The organism is Pseudomonas sp. LBUM1666 (assembly GCF_059695775.1).
This window is the reverse complement of record NZ_CP166789.1, coordinates 837,061-853,748: the sequence shown is the minus strand read 5'-3', so window position 1 is coordinate 853,748 and position 16,688 is coordinate 837,061. Positions and strand designations below refer to the sequence as shown.

Annotated in this window: 13 protein-coding genes and 1 tRNA gene; 3 read left to right on the top strand and 11 right to left on the bottom strand. The window is 58.8% G+C overall.

The window, feature by feature from the left end:
* Nucleotides 1-239: 239 nt before the first annotated feature.
* Together cra and ACA056_RS03730 are read left to right on the top strand one after the other, a co-directional pair.
* Nucleotides 240-1,235 (top strand): catabolite repressor/activator, encoded by a 996-nt coding sequence (cra, locus tag ACA056_RS03735; protein ID WP_497270581.1) that lies wholly within the window; start codon nucleotides 240-242, stop codon nucleotides 1,233-1,235.
* A 3-nt stretch (nucleotides 1,236-1,238) separates the two neighbouring features.
* On the top strand, nucleotides 1,239-2,015 hold the full coding sequence (locus ACA056_RS03730; protein ID WP_497270579.1) for a TatD family hydrolase: 777 nt from the start codon (nucleotides 1,239-1,241) through the stop codon (nucleotides 2,013-2,015).
* 128 nt (nucleotides 2,016-2,143) lie between these two features.
* Here the strand turns inward: ACA056_RS03730 and ACA056_RS03725 are convergent, their stop codons facing one another.
* From ACA056_RS03725 to ACA056_RS03710, 4 genes are all read right to left on the bottom strand, one after another.
* The gene (locus ACA056_RS03725; RefSeq protein WP_497270577.1) at nucleotides 2,144-4,174 is read right to left on the bottom strand and encodes a methyl-accepting chemotaxis protein; all 2,031 of its coding nucleotides are present in this window, start codon (nucleotides 4,172-4,174) and stop codon (nucleotides 2,144-2,146) included.
* Nucleotides 4,175-4,469: 295 nt separating this feature from the next.
* A complete protein-coding gene (ampE, locus tag ACA056_RS03720) occupies nucleotides 4,470-5,306 on the bottom strand; it encodes a regulatory signaling modulator protein AmpE (protein WP_497270575.1) in 837 nt (278 codons plus the stop codon).
* Nucleotides 5,303-5,863 (bottom strand): 1,6-anhydro-N-acetylmuramyl-L-alanine amidase AmpD, encoded by a 561-nt coding sequence (ampD, locus tag ACA056_RS03715; protein ID WP_008149001.1) that lies wholly within the window; start codon nucleotides 5,861-5,863, stop codon nucleotides 5,303-5,305. Before ampD ends, ampE begins: the two co-directional genes overlap by 4 nt.
* A gap of 64 nt (nucleotides 5,864-5,927) precedes the next feature.
* Entirely contained in the window at nucleotides 5,928-8,138 is a 2,211-nt protein-coding gene (locus ACA056_RS03710; protein WP_497270573.1) for a DUF1631 domain-containing protein, read from the bottom strand.
* Nucleotides 8,139-8,421: 283 nt separating this feature from the next.
* Between ACA056_RS03710 and nadC the strand changes: the two genes are divergently transcribed.
* Nucleotides 8,422-9,270: a carboxylating nicotinate-nucleotide diphosphorylase gene (nadC, locus tag ACA056_RS03705; protein ID WP_497270571.1), complete on the top strand. Its 849-nt coding sequence runs from the start codon at nucleotides 8,422-8,424 to the stop codon at nucleotides 9,268-9,270.
* Between the two features lie 50 nt (nucleotides 9,271-9,320).
* Here nadC and ACA056_RS03700 read toward each other — a convergent pair whose 3' ends face one another.
* The 7 genes from ACA056_RS03700 to infB all read right to left on the bottom strand — a co-directional run bounded on the left by ACA056_RS03700 (nucleotide 9,321) and on the right by infB (nucleotide 16,679).
* The gene (locus tag ACA056_RS03700; protein ID WP_111450461.1) at nucleotides 9,321-9,626 is read right to left on the bottom strand and encodes a DUF6388 family protein; all 306 of its coding nucleotides are present in this window, start codon (nucleotides 9,624-9,626) and stop codon (nucleotides 9,321-9,323) included.
* Between the two features lie 137 nt (nucleotides 9,627-9,763).
* Nucleotides 9,764-9,836, bottom strand: a tRNA-Thr gene (locus ACA056_RS03695).
* Between the two features lie 139 nt (nucleotides 9,837-9,975).
* Nucleotides 9,976-12,081 carry a polyribonucleotide nucleotidyltransferase gene (gene pnp / locus ACA056_RS03690; protein WP_007942868.1) on the bottom strand — a complete coding sequence of 702 codons (2,106 nt, stop codon included), beginning with the start codon at nucleotides 12,079-12,081 and terminating at the stop codon, nucleotides 9,976-9,978.
* A 197-nt stretch (nucleotides 12,082-12,278) separates the two neighbouring features.
* Complete coding sequence (rpsO, locus tag ACA056_RS03685; protein ID WP_140681637.1) at nucleotides 12,279-12,548, bottom strand: 30S ribosomal protein S15; 270 nt, start codon at nucleotides 12,546-12,548, stop codon at nucleotides 12,279-12,281.
* A 117-nt stretch (nucleotides 12,549-12,665) separates the two neighbouring features.
* Nucleotides 12,666-13,583, bottom strand: coding sequence for a tRNA pseudouridine(55) synthase TruB (gene truB, locus ACA056_RS03680; RefSeq protein WP_497270568.1), 918 nt, complete (start codon nucleotides 13,581-13,583; stop codon nucleotides 12,666-12,668).
* 3 nt (nucleotides 13,584-13,586) lie between these two features.
* Complete coding sequence (rbfA, locus tag ACA056_RS03675) at nucleotides 13,587-13,988, bottom strand: 30S ribosome-binding factor RbfA (protein WP_008149016.1); 402 nt, start codon at nucleotides 13,986-13,988, stop codon at nucleotides 13,587-13,589.
* Nucleotides 13,989-14,147: 159 nt separating this feature from the next.
* On the bottom strand, nucleotides 14,148-16,679 hold the full coding sequence (gene infB, locus ACA056_RS03670) for a translation initiation factor IF-2 (protein ID WP_497270566.1): 2,532 nt from the start codon (nucleotides 16,677-16,679) through the stop codon (nucleotides 14,148-14,150).
* Nucleotides 16,680-16,688 lie beyond the last annotated feature (9 nt).

Genomic DNA, 16,688 nt, shown 5'->3' with positions numbered 1-16,688 from the left:
TTAGGCACACCTTTTCAGGGGCAGTTTTGGCGGTTTCGCGGCAGAACCGGCAAAGGAGCCTATAACGTAGAAAATACGCCTGCTGAAACGTTTAATCTAGAATGATTGGCACGTTACTCGATAATGTCTCATCCTTGAAGTCCGATTGTCGGATGCGTCGCGACGATGGTCGTCTGCCTTAATCGGGTAGGATTGGCGAAAATGTCGAGGCAAGCTCGAAAAAACAAGGAAAACCCGGGTTGAAACTCAGTGATATCGCCCAGTTGGCCGGTGTGTCCGTTACCACCGCCAGCTATGTCATCAATGGCAAGGCAGAACAACAACGTATCAGCAGTGCCACCGTCGAGCGCGTGCGCGCGGTCGTCGAACAACATGGCTTTACGCCCAATCCTCAGGCCGCCGGGCTGCGCAGTCGGCACACCCGCACCTTGGGTTTCATTCTGCCGGACCTGGAAAACCCCAGTTACGCGCGAATCGCCAAACTGCTGGAACAAGGCGCCCGGGCTCGCGGCTATCAGCTGCTGATCGCCAGTTCCGACGATGCACCGGACAGCGAACGGCAATTGCTGAAACTGTTCCGGGCCCGGCGCTGCGATGCATTGATCGTTGCCAGTTGCCTGCCGGCCGGCGATGACAGCTATCGCCAATTGCAGGCCAAGGGCATTCCGATCATCGCGATCGACCGGGTCATGGAGCCTGAGCATTTCTGTTCGGTGATCAGTGATGACCGCGAGGCCAGCCTGCAACTGACCCGCAGTCTACTGGACCCGCTGCCCAAGCAGATCGCACTGATCGGCGCACGCCCCGAACTGAGCATCAGCCAGGAGCGGGCGGGCGGTTTCAAAGATGCGTTGGACGGGTTCAAAGGCGAGGTGCTGATCGAGCACGGCGAATCGTTCAGCCGTGAGTGCGGCAAACAGTTGATGGAAGAACTGCTACAGCGCCTGGGCCATTTGCCGGATGCGTTGGTGACCACGTCCTACGTGCTGCTTCAGGGCGTATTCGATGCCTTGCACGACTTCCCGCTCAAAACCCGTCCGCTGCGCCTCGGTACATTCGGCGACACGCAGCTGTTGGATTTCCTGCCGCTGCCGGTCAACGCCATGGCCCAGCAGCATCAGCTCATCGCCGACAAAGCACTGGAACTGGCCTTGGCCGCCATCGAGCAATCGGATTACCAACCCGGCGTGCAGGCCATCGCGCGGACCTTCAAGCAGCGTATTCGCCAGGACTGAACCGTGGAGCTGATCGACAGCCACACTCATCTGGATTTTCCCGACTTCGACGAGGATCGCACGGCGTTGTTGGCCGAGAGCCGCGCACTCGGCGTGCGGCGGATGGTGGTGCTGGGGGTTTATCAGGGCAACTGGCAGCGCGTCTGGGATCTGGTGCAAAGCGATCCCGACCTGTATGCGGCGTTCGGTTTGCATCCGGTGTATCTGGATGATCATCGCCCTGAAGATTTACACGACCTGGGTGATTGGCTGACTCGGTTGGCGGGTCATCGACAGTTGTGCGCGGTGGGCGAGATCGGTCTGGATTACTTTATCGAAACCCTGGACCGTGAACGTCAACAGGTACTGTTCGATGCGCAGCTGCAACTGGCGGCTGACTTCAATCTGCCAGCGCTGATTCATGTGCGACGCAGTCATGCGGCGGTGATTGCCACGCTCAAACGGTTGAAGTTGAAACGCGCGGGGATCATTCATGCCTTCGCCGGCAGCAAGGAAGAGGCTCGCGAGTACATCAAGCTCGGTTTCAAACTGGGCCTGGGCGGTGCCGCGACCTGGCCTCAGGCCCTGCGCATGCATCGTGTGCTGGCCGAATTGCCGCTTGAATCGGTGGTACTGGAAACCGATTCCCCGGACATGGCGCCCGCCATGTTCCCCGGCCAACGCAACAGCCCGGCGCATCTGCCGGCGATCTGCTCGGCACTGGCCGGGATCATGGCGATCAGCCCTGAGCAATTGGCCGCCGCCAGCACTGCCAATGCTTGTGAGCTGTTCAACTGGTAGTCAATCGCCGCACATCCCCTGTGGGAGCGAGCTTGCTCGCGATAGCGGTGTGTCAGGCGACATCAATATCGACTGCCAGGCAGCCATCGCGAGCAAGCTCGCTCCCACAGGGGAACCGGTTCCAGGCTTTAAACCCGGAACGCGCTGATCAGCTGCTTCAACTCCACCACCTGAGCCGACAACGCGCGACTGGCGTCCTCGGTCTGGTGTGCACCTTCGGCGGTACGCTCACCGGCGCGGTTGATCTCGACAATATTCTGGTCGATGTCATGGGCTACGGCGGTCTGCTGCTCTACCGCGGCGGCGATTTGCTGGTTCTGATCGACGATCATGCCGACGGCACCGAGGATGTTTTCCAGCGCTTGCTGAACCTTTTCCGACTGCCCCACCGTGCCGTTGGCCATCTGATGACTGGTACCCATCGCCTTCACAGCAGCGCCGACACCGCTGTGCAGCTTGGCGATCATCTGCTCGATTTCCTCGGTCGATTGCTGAGTGCGCTTGGCCAGTGTCCGGACCTCGTCCGCCACCACCGCAAAACCACGCCCCTGTTCACCGGCCCGAGCGGCTTCAATGGCGGCGTTGAGGGCCAGAAGGTTGGTCTGTTCGGCGATGCTCTTGATCACCTCCAGCACGCGACTGATGGACTGGCTGTCGCTGGCCAATTGATTGATCACCAGCACCGACTGATCGATCTCAGTGGCAAGGGCTGCGATGCTGCCTTGCTGAGACGCCACCAGCCCGCGCCCGCTGATGGTCTCGTCGTTGACGCTATGGGCGCTGCTGACCGCTGCCGCGGCACTGCGTGCTACCTCAAGGGACGTGGCCGACATCTGGTTCATGGCCGTGGCGACCTGCTCGATCTGCGTGCGCTGTCCCGCCACCGCCTGGTTGCTTTGAGCGGAAACGTTCTCCACCTGCCCGGCCTGGCGCTCGACCTCACTGACGGTCTGGCCGACCCGCTCGATCAGGTCGTGGATTTTCTTCACGGTGCCGTTGAACACCTCGCCCAACTCGCCCAGTTCATCGCGGCTGTTGGCGCTGAAGGTCACCGTCATGTCGCCGGCCGCGACCTTATCCATCACCGCGCCAAGACGCTTGAGGGTGGTGCGGGTCGAGGCGTAGAAGCCGCCATAGAGGTAAAAAATCAACACAAACACCACCGACAGCGCCACGGCCTGCAAGACCATATGGGTGCGGTTCTGCTCCAGTCGCTGTTGCAGTTGGGTGTCGAGAAACTCCAAGGTGGCTTCATTGAGTTGGTAGGTCTGGTCCATCAGGCCCGTGACCTGATCGTAAAAGCCCTGCCACGGCGCATCCAGCGTGTCGGCCATCACCACCTGCTCTTCGAACAGTTCACTGGCCTTTTTCAACGACGCCTTGCTGCTATCGGCCTGAGCGGCCAGGGTTTCCCGAGCCGCTTTGCTTGAGCCCAGCGCGTCCTGCAACTTCAGGGCATATTCGGCCTGCAGTTTTTCGATCTGCGCCAGCAACTCATCAAAACGGGTACTCGATGCCGAGTTGAGAAAACCCTGCCCCAGCGAAAAAGAGCCCATCGCCCGACCTTCACCCAGAAGCTGGGTCACGGGCGGCGTGACATTGGTGATGAGTTCGCTCAGTTGGCGCATGTCGCTCTGAGTGTCGCGGCTGAGGCCGGCCTGACTGGCGATGATCTGGCTGAAAATCTGCGCGTTGCCGAGCAACTTGCCGATCATCGCGCTTTTGCTTTGCAGGGAGTTTTCCGCTTGCTGGGCCTTGAACGCGGCGATCATTTCATCGCGTTTAGCATCGAAAACCGTGATCTGCTCCGGGTCAGCGGTCATCGCCGTCAGCCCTTGCAAACGGGTCAGCACACTTTGCCCCAGGGTAGTGATCTGCGACTCGACATTGCCGGCCTTGCCGGACTGACCGAGGGTGACGTTGATCTGCACCAGGTTGTTCAGGGTTTCCAGATCGCGCCGTAACGTCAGGCTGCTGCCCAGTAGATCAAGGCTCTGCAGCTCGACCCGTGTGCCCTGGAATTCTCGATAAGAATCGCGCACCAGATAGAAGTTAGTCACCAGCATCGGCACAAGGAACAGCACGCTGATCAAGCTGAACTTCATGCCAAAGCTCAGGCGATTCATCAGCGCGACGGCGGGATAGAGCAAGCTCTTCACTGGAAGTCTCCCTTTGATTTCTTATTTTTATTGGCAGGCGCGGGTCGACAGCAGATAGCCACTATTCGGCGCTGTCTCTGTATAGCTTAAATCGGCGGGAGGTTTTGTAACTTAAGGTTAACGGAGGGATGCGCACTTGGGACGATTGATATCCCTGTGGCGAGGGGGCTTGCCCCCGTTCGGCTGCGAAGCAGTCGTAAATCCAGAGAACTCGGTCTGTATGAACGAACGCTGGGGGCCGCTTCGCGACCCAACGGGGGCAAGCCCCCTCGCCACAATGGAGTCCACTTCAGAGCTAAGGAAGGACTGTCCACAACGCAAAACCTGCGTACCAGAGCACCGCCGCGCGCAGCAGCAGTTCCCAGATCCGGTCGAGGCTGTTGATGCCGTCGGGCCCGACCACCGGCGCTGGAATTTCACCGGCCACCAGCCCGACCTTCTCGATCAATTGCGCGGCGCTGATGTTCCAGTTCAGCAGTTCGTGCAGCATCACTCGGCCGACCGCGACAAAGTTGCCGACCAACGCAAAACTCGCCGCCAACAAGCGCACCGGCACCCAGTCGAACGCGTGACGCAGTTGTGCTGCGCGCAGGACCACGGCCGGGTTCTGCCCGTGTTCTTCGGCCAGGGCCAGCAGTCGATAGCTCAGGGCTGCGACCGGACCCAGCAGGAAATACCAGAAAATCACCGCGAAAAAGCTCTGATAAGCCTCCCACAGCAGATGCCCTTCGACCCGTTCCAGCAGTTGTTCGCCGCTATCGGCGCAGATACCCACATCGCGGTCCGCTACATGAGCGGCCGCTTGCAGGTCTTCCCGGCGCCAGGCATCGCGAAACGGCCCGAGACCGGCCAGCAGATCACCGCGGCCGAGACTGTAAATCACCACCAGCAGATGCACCGGCAACGCCAGCAGACCGTAAGCCACCGGGTCCAGTACCAGCAGCAGCAAACCCAGCAGTGCCACTGGCAACAACACCAGTATGACCAGGATCAGCCACGGACTTTTCGCCAGACGCGGACTGACCTCAAGCTTGTTCAGCTCACGAACCCATCCACCATCGCGCTGAATCCGATGACGCAGGGCCGAGAACTTCTCGATCCAGACCGCCAACAGCAACACCAGAAAACTCATTGTTGTTCCTCTTTAGCCAGGGCGGCGCGATAGCGTGCCCAGTCGAACGCAGGCCCAGGATCGGTTTTACGCCCGGGTGCGATGTCGCTATGCCCGCAAATGCGCTGTGCGGTGATGGCCGTGAACGCGCTTTGCAGCTGCCGGGTCAGGGTCGTCAACGCTTGATACTGAGCGTCGGTGAACGGCAGATCATCCGTGCCTTCAAGTTCAATGCCCACGGAAAAATCGTTACAGGTTTCCCGCCCTTCGAAACTCGAGACGCCGGCATGCCAGGCACGCTCAAGACAAGAGACAAACTGAGTGACGGTGCCGTCACGTTCGATCAGAAAGTGCGCAGACACACGCAGGTCGGCGATCCCTTCAAAGTAGGGATGCTCCGTGACATCCAGACGATTCTGGAAAAATTCCTGCACCTTGCCGGTGGCGAATTGCGCAGGCGGCAGACTGATGTTGTGGATCACCAGCAGGGAAATTTCGTCCGAGGGGCGCGCATTGAAGTTGGGCGAGGGGCAAATATCTACGCCCTGACACCAACCGCTCGCGGGGTCCAACTGCATACAGGTTCCTTCAACGACGACTGTGTAGGCGCCCAGTATGCCGCGATAGACCCTCGGGGCGCGATCACTTGCCGCGATTGAGGCGCCGCAGGTTGCCGATCACCGACTCCAGCGCCCGGTCGAACAGCAAGGTGTCGTCCAGCGCGCGCACCGCGCCACGACGGAATTCCAGCGCCAGACCGGTGCGGCTGCGCTCCAGCACTTTCATCCCGGTGCGATTGACGAAAATGTACTTGCCGGTGGCTTCAATGATCGCCGCGAGCTTACAGCGAAGGGTGTTTTCCTCGTCTTCCTGAAACTCGACCCAGCACCCCAACCGCAGTTGATCGACCTGAAGCAGACCGGCATCGTCCTCCGGCAAGCGCACTGACGCCGTTTCGACCGGCCCTTCGTCCGCGGTTCGCAGGACGATTTCCTGCAGCACTTGGACCATTACCGGAGTATCGACAGGCCGTTCAAACATTGTCCCAGGACGTTCGAACAGCTGAACGTGCAAGGCTTCCAGCTCACTGAAAAATTCGCTGGTGGCGAACGGATCGAAGGCCGAACTGCTCAGCCCGTCGCGCAACGACTTGAGCAATCCAGGCACCAGCGCCAACAAGCGCAGGCTCGCATCGGATTCATCATGACGTTGCACGCTCCAGATCAATTGCTCCATGGACTGCACATCGGCGTGCCACTCGGTCGACTGATCGCCGTGTTTGAGACAGGTCAGCAGCAGCACCTGGCTCCACGCTTCCTGGACAAACGCCACCACCCGCTGCGGCAATACTTTGCCCAACAAGGCCTGATTTAGTACCTCTTCGACGTGCTGACGGGCCAGTTCAGTCCTGGCGCGGCCTTCTTCGGCGTCACGGGTACGTTGCTCCAGCAGTTCACTGCGACGGCGCTCGTCGCTGGTGAAGGCGAGAAAATCCGCGAGCAATTCGGAAAAGACCGCCGGATCATCGACAAAATCGTTCAGCAACCGTTGCACCACTTGTTCGATACGCAGATACAGGCTGTCGCGCTCATGGTCATCGCACTCGCCCCAGCCCATGGCTGCGGTGGCGATTTCATTGAGCAGGCGTCGGGCCGGGTGACTGCTGCGGCTGAAGAAGCTCTTGTCGAGCACCGCCACTTTCAGCATCGGTATCTGCAAACGGCCGATCAACGCCTTGAGCGAGTCCGGCAGGTTGCGGTCATCGAGGATGCATTCGAAGAGCATGGCGATCAGGTTGATCACGTCTTCGTCAGCCACCCCGACCACGCGTGACTTGCCACTTTTGACGCTAACCCGGGTCAGCAGTTGTTCGAGCTGGTTTCGCAGATCGAAGTCGTCCTGGGCTGCCGGCGCTGGCACGTATTGCTGCAAGTGCGAGAGCAGGCGCAGCAGGTCGCGGGTGGAAATCGGCTGTGTCTGGGCACTGGCTTCAAGGGTTGGCGCGACACTTCCACGCACGTGAAACAGCAACTCCTGCAACGCCGCGAAGACTTCCTGCACACTGTCGTCGATCGGCGGGCCACCGACGCGAGTGTTGGCCGGCGCGGATTCAGCTCCGACGCTGGCCGCCGCACGATCCATGACCCGACGCGCAGGGGCGGGCTTAAGGTCGGGCAGCACACCGGTGGCGACCAGCAACTGATTGGCTTCGGCGTAGAGCTGATTGGCATCCCTGAGCACATAGCGCTCGAACAGTTTGAGGATGATCAGCTTGACCTTGATCTCTACCCCCAGGTTGCGCCCGGCCTGCAAAAAGTACTCGCAGAGCATCGCCGGCCCCATGGGGTTGTGCAGATCGAGCAGTTCCCTGCCCAGCAGTGCGCTGAGTCGGGCGGTCAGTTGGTCCAGGGCGAATCCGTCGCGGTTCAGCACTTTGCTGACCATCGCCTCCACCGCCACGCTACGCTCCATGTCGTCATCGGGCAGCGCCACCGAAGCGTCGAAGACCAACGCCTGGGGCGAGGCAGACTGAGTGATTTCGTACTGGGTGAGGCTGACAAAAGCCGCGAAGAATTGTTCGAGAAAACCGCGTTCGATGTTTTTGCGCTTGAGGCGCAAGTCGCGCATGGCTTCGAAGAAGAGGTTCTGTTCGACGTCATTGCGGGCCCGGTCGGCCATTTCGAACAGCGTGTCGTCGGCGTTATCGAATAGTTCCTGCAAACCATGCCTGAGCTGTTGGGCGGCCTTGTCGCGAACCTGAAGCAGAATCACAGGCAGGCGGGCGAGCGGCGAGTGAGTCGCCTGGTCGGTAGCAACCTTGTGCAAAGGCACTACATTCCCGTCGTTGTGCATTCAGGCCTCCTGAAACGGTGAGTCTTCGAAGTCGTCAATCCAAATCCACGTCAAAGCCATGACGTCAAAAGCAAGGCGGATTATCTTGCAAAAGATGTCCCCTCTACCAGCAGACTCTGCGTTTCCCATTGAAATAGACGCTTATGACAGACGCCGACTTAGTGCCGATTGCTCAGGCGAATCGACCAAATGCAGGTTTCAGAGCGATGGAAACGCCTCTGATGCCTTGGGTTGCCCAGCGCCATGGCCCTATAATCGGGCCACTTTGTTTGTGGAGTCCGTTATGCCGAATCTACGTCTCGCCGATTTGACCGCCGAAATCGAAGCCAACGTGCGCCGTGCGTTGCTCGAAGACATCGGCAGCGGCGACATCACCGCACAGCTGATCCCAGCCGAACGCCTGGCCAAAGCCACGATCATCACCCGCGACGCTGCCGTTATCTGCGGCACAGCCTGGGTTGATGCAGTGTTTCGGCAGCTGGACCCACGTGTTGCGGTGCACTGGGAGGTGCGCGATGGCGAGCGGGTGAAACCCAATCAGGTGCTGTTCCACCTCGAAGGCCCGGCGCGCTCGCTACTGACGGGCGAACGCAGTGCACTGAACTTCCTGCAGTTGCTTTCTGGCGTGGCCACACGCGCGCAGTACCTGGCTGATTACGTTGCCAAGACTCAGGTGAAGTTGCTCGACACTCGTAAAACCTTGCCGGGGCTGCGTCTGGCGCAGAAGTACGCCGTGACCTGCGGCGGGTGCCATAACCACCGCATCGGCCTGTACGACGCCTTCCTGATCAAGGAAAACCATATTGCCGCCTGCGGTGGCATCCCGGAAGCCATCAAAGCCGCGCACAAGATTGCCCCAGGCAAACCGGTGGAGATCGAAGTGGAAAGCCTGGAGGAGCTGAAGGAAGCCCTGGCGGCCGATGCTGACATCGTCATGCTCGATGAGTTGAGTCTGGATGACATGCGCGAAGCCGTGCGCCTGAACGGCGGCAAGGCGAAACTGGAGGCCAGCGGCGGTATCAACGAAAGCACGCTGCTACCGATCGCCGAAACCGGGGTTGATTACATCTCGATTGGTGCGATGACCAAGGATGTGAAGGCTGTCGATCTGTCGATGCGTCTGAGCCTTTGATAACGCCTGTGTGAATGAAAAACGCCAGCCTCGCGAGGCTGGCGCTTTTATCAGACCACCAGATTATTCATCTCGCAGTACTCTTCCCACTCGACGCCCAACACCTCGGCAGCCTCCTTGTGCAGAACAAGGCGCGCAGCCTCGAACTCTTCAGGGGTTGAGGTGTACTTGAGCGTCAGCTCCCACGGCTGCAAGCCCTGAGACTCTGCCTCATCCTCGAATGCCCACTGGATCTGGTCTTTCTGATCGTCGGCGGGCAAGTCCTTGATCTCTTCGGCTAGCTGGGGCGAATCCAGCAAGTACTTCTTCAGCGCTTCTGCGTGTCTGGCTTCTTGGGTCAATTCTTTAACGGTCATGGCGTTCTCTTTGATCTGGGGAATGGAAGATGGATCTGGATCATCAAGGATCTCTCTGACGCAAAAAAACCGTTCGAAGCCCGGTTTGTCTGGCCTTCAGAACCATTCGGGATCATCTGAAAACAACGTGTCGCTCGTGCCCGAGACAGGAATCGAACCTGCGACCTTCGCGTTACGAGTGCGCTGCTCTACCAACTGAGCTACACGGGCAGTGGGCTAAACCTAGCACTGACTTTGGGGTCAGGCAACTTCATGGCTCGTCTCATTTTTTCGCAGGCAAAAAAATGCCCCGCAGCTTTCACTGTGGGGCATTTTTTATAACGTTGAAGCGGTCAGGCGTGGGGAGTGATTAAACGCCCGAAGCCTTGGCTGCTGCTACGTCTTTGATGGACAGCTTGATACGGCCGCGGTTGTCCACGTCCAGTACCAGTACTTCCACTTCCTGGCCTTCTTTCAGGATGTCGGTCACTTTCTCAACGCGAGCGTCGCTCAACATGGAGATGTGAACCAGACCGTCCTTGCCCGGCAGGATGTTGACGAATGCGCCGAAGTCGACGATGCGCTCAACCTTACCGACGTAGATCTTGCCGATTTCAGCTTCTGCGGTGATGCCCAGAACGCGCTGACGTGCAGCTTCAGCAGCTTCCTTGGTTTCGCCGAAGATCTTGATCGAGCCGTCGTCTTCGATGTCGATCGAAGCCTTGGTCTCTTCACAGATCGCACGAATGGTCGCGCCGCCTTTACCGATGACATCACGGATTTTGTCGGTGTCGATTTTCATCGCGATCATGGTCGGAGCATTTTCCGACAGTTCGGTGCGGGACTGACCAATGATCTGGTTCATCTGACCGAGGATGTTCAGGCGCGCTTCCAGGGCTTGGCCCAGAGCGATTTCCATGATTTCTTCGGTGATGCCTTTGATCTTGATGTCCATCTGCAGCGCGGTCACACCTTTGGCGGTACCGGCTACTTTGAAGTCCATGTCGCCCAAGTGGTCTTCGTCACCCAGGATGTCGGTCAGGATGGCGAACTTCTCGCCTTCTTTAACCAGGCCCATGGCGATACCGGCAACTGGTGCCTTCATCGGAACGCCAGCATCCATCAGAGCCAGGGACGCGCCGCAGACCGAAGCCATGGAGCTCGAACCGTTGGACTCGGTGATTTCCGACACAACACGGATGGTGTACGGGAACACGTCGGCAGCAGGCAGCATGGCTGCAATCGAACGACGGGCCAGACGGCCGTGACCGATTTCGCGACGACCAGCGCCACCCATGCGACCACACTCACCTACCGAGAACGGAGGGAAGTTGTAGTGCAGCATGAACGGGTCTTTTTTCTCGCCTTCCAGGGTGTCCAGCAGCTGTGCGTCACGGGCGGTGCCCAGTGTTGCAACAACCAGAGCCTGGGTTTCGCCACGGGTGAACAGAGCCGAACCGTGGGTCTTGGGCAGAACACCAACTTCGATGTTCAGCGGACGTACGGTCTTGGTGTCGCGGCCGTCGATACGTGGCTTGCCATTGACGATGTTTTCGCGAACGGTGCGGTATTCGATTTCGCCGAATGCTGCTTTGACTTCGCTGGAAGAAGGCTGGCCTTCTTCACCGGACAGCTTGGCAACAACCTGGTCTTTCAACTCACCCAGGCGAGCGTAACGGTCGGCCTTGATGGTGATGGTGTAAGCCTGGGAGATCGCGTCGCCGAACTCGGCACGGATAGCGCCCAGCAGAGCGGTGGCTTCTGGCTGTGGAGCCCAGGTCCAGGTCGGCTTGGCAGCTTCAGCGGCCAGTTCTTTGACGGCGTTGATCACCACCTGGAACTCGTCGTGAGCAAACAGTACCGCGCCCAGCATCTGGTCTTCGGTCAGCTCTTTGGCTTCCGATTCAACCATCAACACGGCTTCCGAAGTACCGGCAACGACCATGTCCAGGCTCGAAGCTTTCTGTTGTTCGTAAGTCGGGTTCAGCAGGTAGCCGGTGCTTTCGTGGAACGCAACGCGGGCAGCGCCGATCGGGCCATCGAAAGGAATGCCGGAGATCGCCAGCGCAGCCGAGGTACCGATCATCGCAGCGATGTCCGGATCGGTCTTCTTGCTGGTGGAAACGACGGTGCAGACAACCTGCACTTCGTTCATGAAGCCTTCTGGGAACAGCGGACGGATCGGACGGTCGATCAGTCGGGAAGTCAGGGTTTCTTTCTCGGAAGGACGGCCTTCACGCTTGAAGAAACCGCCAGGGATCTTACCGGCAGCGTAAGTTTTTTCCTGGTAGTGAACAGACAGAGGGAAGAAGCCCTTGCCTGGATCGGCTTGTTTGGCGCCGACCACAGTCACCAACACGCTGACGTCGTCGTCAACGGTGACCAATACTGCGCCGGAGGCCTGACGGGCGATACGGCCAGTCTCGAGGGTAACGGTCGACTGACCGAACTGGAATTTTTTGATTACCGGGTTCACGGTGTCCTACCTTCTTTTGTGGCTCTTGGGGAACTTGTCTTCTTGCGAAATTCTTGGGCAACGCCGGGAATCGGCCCGACTGTCATTGTCCAGGTAAAGCAGGCATCCAGATAAAACTTGAGGCTGGGAGCCTGCCATGCGCCAGCGGGAAACCCACTGACGTACGACAGACAACCAACCTCTAGCGCAATCGCTTATTAGCGACGCAGACCCAGGCGACCGATCAGAGCCTGGTAACGACCCAGATCCTTGCCTTTCAGGTAGTCCAGCAGCTTACGACGCTGGTTTACCATGCGGATCAGACCACGACGGGAGTGGTGATCTTTACCGTTGATCTTGAAGTGACCTTGCAGCTTGTTGATGTTGTGGGTCAGCAGTGCAACTTGCACTTCTGGCGAACCAGTGTCACCAACAGCTTGCTGGTAGTCAGCTACGATTTGAGCTTTTTCTTGAACGTCGAGAGCCATGAGGCAATCCTTTTATCAGGAAACTGTTTCAAAGAAACAGCTTCAACAGGCCAGGGACAAATCCCTGTATCTAAAAATGAGGAGTGACCGTGCCTGTTAACAGCCACCCTCGTCCGGTCATTCTGACCGAATTAGTCGACGTGGCGCGATGCGCCCGTCTTCGCTCACTTCACCGATACCGATGAAGCGACCATTGTGATCCTGTACCCGTACCATGCCGAACTTCGGTGCATCCGGGGCTCGTACCGGTTGGCCGTTAAGCCAGTAGAACGAGCTGTGCTCCGAGAACTGCAACAGTGGCCAATCCAGCAGGCCGCTGTCCGAGGGCATCAAAAAGCGGTCGACCGCTTCGTTGCCTCCTTCGGCATGTACCGCTTCCAACTCTTCCAGCGTGACTGTCTGGGCCAGCGTGAAAGGTCCGGCCTGGGTACGTCGCAATTCAGCAACGTATGCGCCACAACCGAGTTGCTCACCGATATCCTCCACCAGGGTGCGGATATAGGTACCTTTGGTGCAATCCACTGCAAGCCGCGCAGTATCACCTTCAAAGGCCAGTAATTCCAAGCGCGTAATAGTAACAGAACGCGGTTCGCGCTCCACTACTTCACCTGCTCGGGCCAGCTTGTACAACGGCTGGCCATCACGTTTGAGCGCCGAGTACATGGGCGGTATCTGACTGATTTGCCCACGAAATTTCGGCAGTACTGCTTCGACATCGGCGCGACCAACGGTCACCGGGCGCTCCAGCAAAACATCACCCTCGGCATCGGCCGTGGTGGTGGTCTTGCCCAGTTGCGCCAGGGTTTCATAAGCCTTGTCAGAATCGAGCAGGTATTGCGAAAACTTGGTGGCCTCACCGAAGCACAACGGCAGCACGCCGGTGGCCAGCGGATCGAGACTGCCGGTGTGCCCGGCCTTCTCGGCGTTCAGCAGCCAGCGGACCTTCTGCAACGCTGCGTTGGAGGTGAACCCCAGCGGCTTGTCGAGCAGGATGATGCCGCTGACATTACGACGGATACGTTTGACCTGAGCCACCGATTACTCCTTGGTGTCTTCGGCTTCTGCCGCAACCGGGTGCTGATTGTCTTCAGCCACCGCACGCTCGATCAGGGCCGACAGATGCGCGCCACGCACGACGCTTTCGTCGTAGTGGAAGTGCAGCTGTGGAACGCTGCGCAACTTCATTTCGCGGGCCAACTGCATGCGCAGGAAGCCGGCGGCAGAGTTGAGCACCTTGATGCTTTGCGCGATGTCTTCGGCGTTGTCCTGCCCCATCACGGTGATGAAGATCTTGGCGTGACCGACGTCACGACTGACTTCAACAGCGGTAATGGTGACCAGGCCGACGCGCGGGTCTTTGACTTCACGACGGATCAGCTGTGCCAGCTCACGCTGCATCTGATCGCCGATACGTTGGGTACGGCTATACTCTTTTGCCATGTCTTGTTACCTGTTACTGCCACACGGTGAAACCCGTGGGGTCTGAAAGCGGCAAACGCCCGGCCTGACAAAAGCCAGACCGGGCGTTGCGTTTAGAGTCCTGACGCCGTGCCGCGCACTTGCATGCGGCGGCTCGCCGTGGCCCTTGAAGTGCGCGAGTTAGAGGCTGCGAGCAACCTGTACCTTCTCGTAGACTTCGATCTTGTCGCCAGCTTTGACGTCGTTGTAGCTCTTGACGCCGATACCGCATTCCATGCCGGCACGTACTTCGGAAGCGTCATCCTTGAAGCGACGCAGGGATTCCAGCTCGCCTTCGAAGATAACGATGTCTTCACGCAGTACACGGATTGGACGGTTACGGTGAACAACACCTTCGATAACCATGCAACCGGCGATCGCGCCAAACTTCGGCGAACGGAACACGTCACGCACTTCAGCAGTACCCAGGATGTTCTCGCGAACATCGCTGCCCAGCATACCGGTGAGGGCTTTCTTGACGTCTTCGATGATGTCGTAGATCACGTTGTAGTAACGCATATCCAGACCTTCCTGCTCGACGATCTTGCGAGCGCCAGCATCGGCACGCACGTTGAAGCCGAACAGTACAGCGTTGGAGGCCAGTGCCAGGTTGGCGTCGGACTCGGTGATACCACCGACACCGCCACCGACAACACGCACTTGCACTTCGTCGTTACCCAGGCCGTTCAAGGCACCGTTCAACGCTTCCAGCGAACCACGGACGTCGGATTTGAGGACGATGTTGAGCGTCTTCTTCTCTGCCTGACCCATGTTTTCGAAGATGTTTTCCAGCTTGCCGGCGTGAGCGCGAGCCAGTTTGACTTCGCGGAACTTGCCTTGACGGAACAGAGCCACTTCACGGGCTTTCTTCTCGTCCGACAGCACGCTCATCTCGTCGCCAGCGTCCGGGGTACCGTCCAGGCCGAGGATCTCGACAGGGATGGAAGGACCAGCTTCCTTGATTGGCTTGCCGTTCTCGTCGAGCATGGCACGTACACGGCCATAGTTCGAACCGACCAGCACCATGTCGCCTTGGCGCAGGGTACCGTCTTGAACCAGAACGGTAGCAACCGGGCCACGACCTTTGTCGAGACGCGATTCAACCACGACGCCACGGCCAGGAGCCGAAGGAGTCGCTTTCAGTTCCAGAACTTCAGCTTGCAGCAGAACAGCTTCGAGCAACTCGTCCACGCCAGTACCGACTTTCGCCGAAACCGATACGAACGGGGTGTCGCCGCCCCACTCTTCCGAAGTCACGCCGTGAACCGACAGTTCGCTACGGATGCGATCAAGATCAGCGCCCGGCTTGTCGATTTTGTTCACGGCAACAACCAGTGGAACACCGGCAGCCTTTGCGTGCTGGACCGCTTCAATGGTCTGCGGCATCACGCCGTCGTCCGCTGCAACGACCAGGATCACGATGTCAGTCGCCTTGGCACCACGGGCACGCATTGCGGTAAACGCGGCGTGACCAGGGGTGTCGAGGAAAGTGACCATGCCGCGATCAGTTTCAACGTGGTACGCACCGATGTGCTGGGTGATACCGCCGGCTTCGCCAGCAGCTACCTTGGCACGACGGATATAGTCGAGCAGCGACGTCTTACCGTGGTCAACGTGGCCCATTACGGTCACGACTGGCGCACGGGAGAACGTCTCACCTTCAAACTTCAGGGACTCGGCCAGGGAATCTTCCAGGGCGGTGTCGCTGACCAGGGTCACTTTGTGGCCCAGTTCTTCGGCTACCAGTTGAGCAGTTTCCTGATCAAGCACCTGGTTGATGGTCGCTGGAGTACCCAGTTTGAACATGAACTTGATGATTTCAGCAGCCTTGACCGACATCTGATTCGCGAGATCGCCAACAGTGATGGTCTCGCCGATCTGCACATCACGCACGACAGGGCCGGTTGGGCTCTGGAAACCGTGGGCGTTGCGTTTTTTCAGCTTGGCCTTGCCGCGACCACCACGACGGAAGCTATCGCTTTCTTCGTCGGTAGTACGTGGGGCAACGCGTGGAGCAGGCGCTTTCTCTTTGACCGAGGCACGATGCGGAGCGTTTTTGCGCTCGCCGTCGCCGCCACCGCTGCGACGATTGTTATCGTCGGCACGTGGTTTATCCGGACGGCGCTGTTCGTTCGGCTTGTTACGAACGTCGGCAGACGGCGCTGGTGCAGCCGCCACAACCGGCGCGCTTTCACGTACTGGCTCGGCAACTGCAGCAGGTGCTGCAACGGCGTCGTTAGTAGCGGATTGCGCAGCAGCAGGCTGGCGACGCGCTTCTTCTTCGGCGCGACGCTTGGCTTCTTCTTCAGCCTTCTGACGTGCAGCATTTTCGACTGCGCGACGTTCTTCCAGTTCGCGTTTGCGCTCGGCTTCGATTTCTTCCGGGCTGCGCTGTACGAAGACTTTCTTCTTGCGTACTTCAACGCTGATGCTTTTGCTGCCAGCAACACGCAGGGTGCTGGTGGTTTTGCGCTGCAATGTAATCTTGCGCGGTTCTTCCACTTTCGCCTTGTGGCTGCTCTTCAAGTGAGTCAGCAAAGACTGCTTCTCACTATCGCTCACACCTTCATCGGCGGCGGTGTGCGGCAGACCTGCCTCACGCATCTGCTGCAACAGGCGCTCTACCGGTGTTTTGACCTCATCGGCCAGTTGTTTCACCGTGACTTGCGTCATGCACTTCTC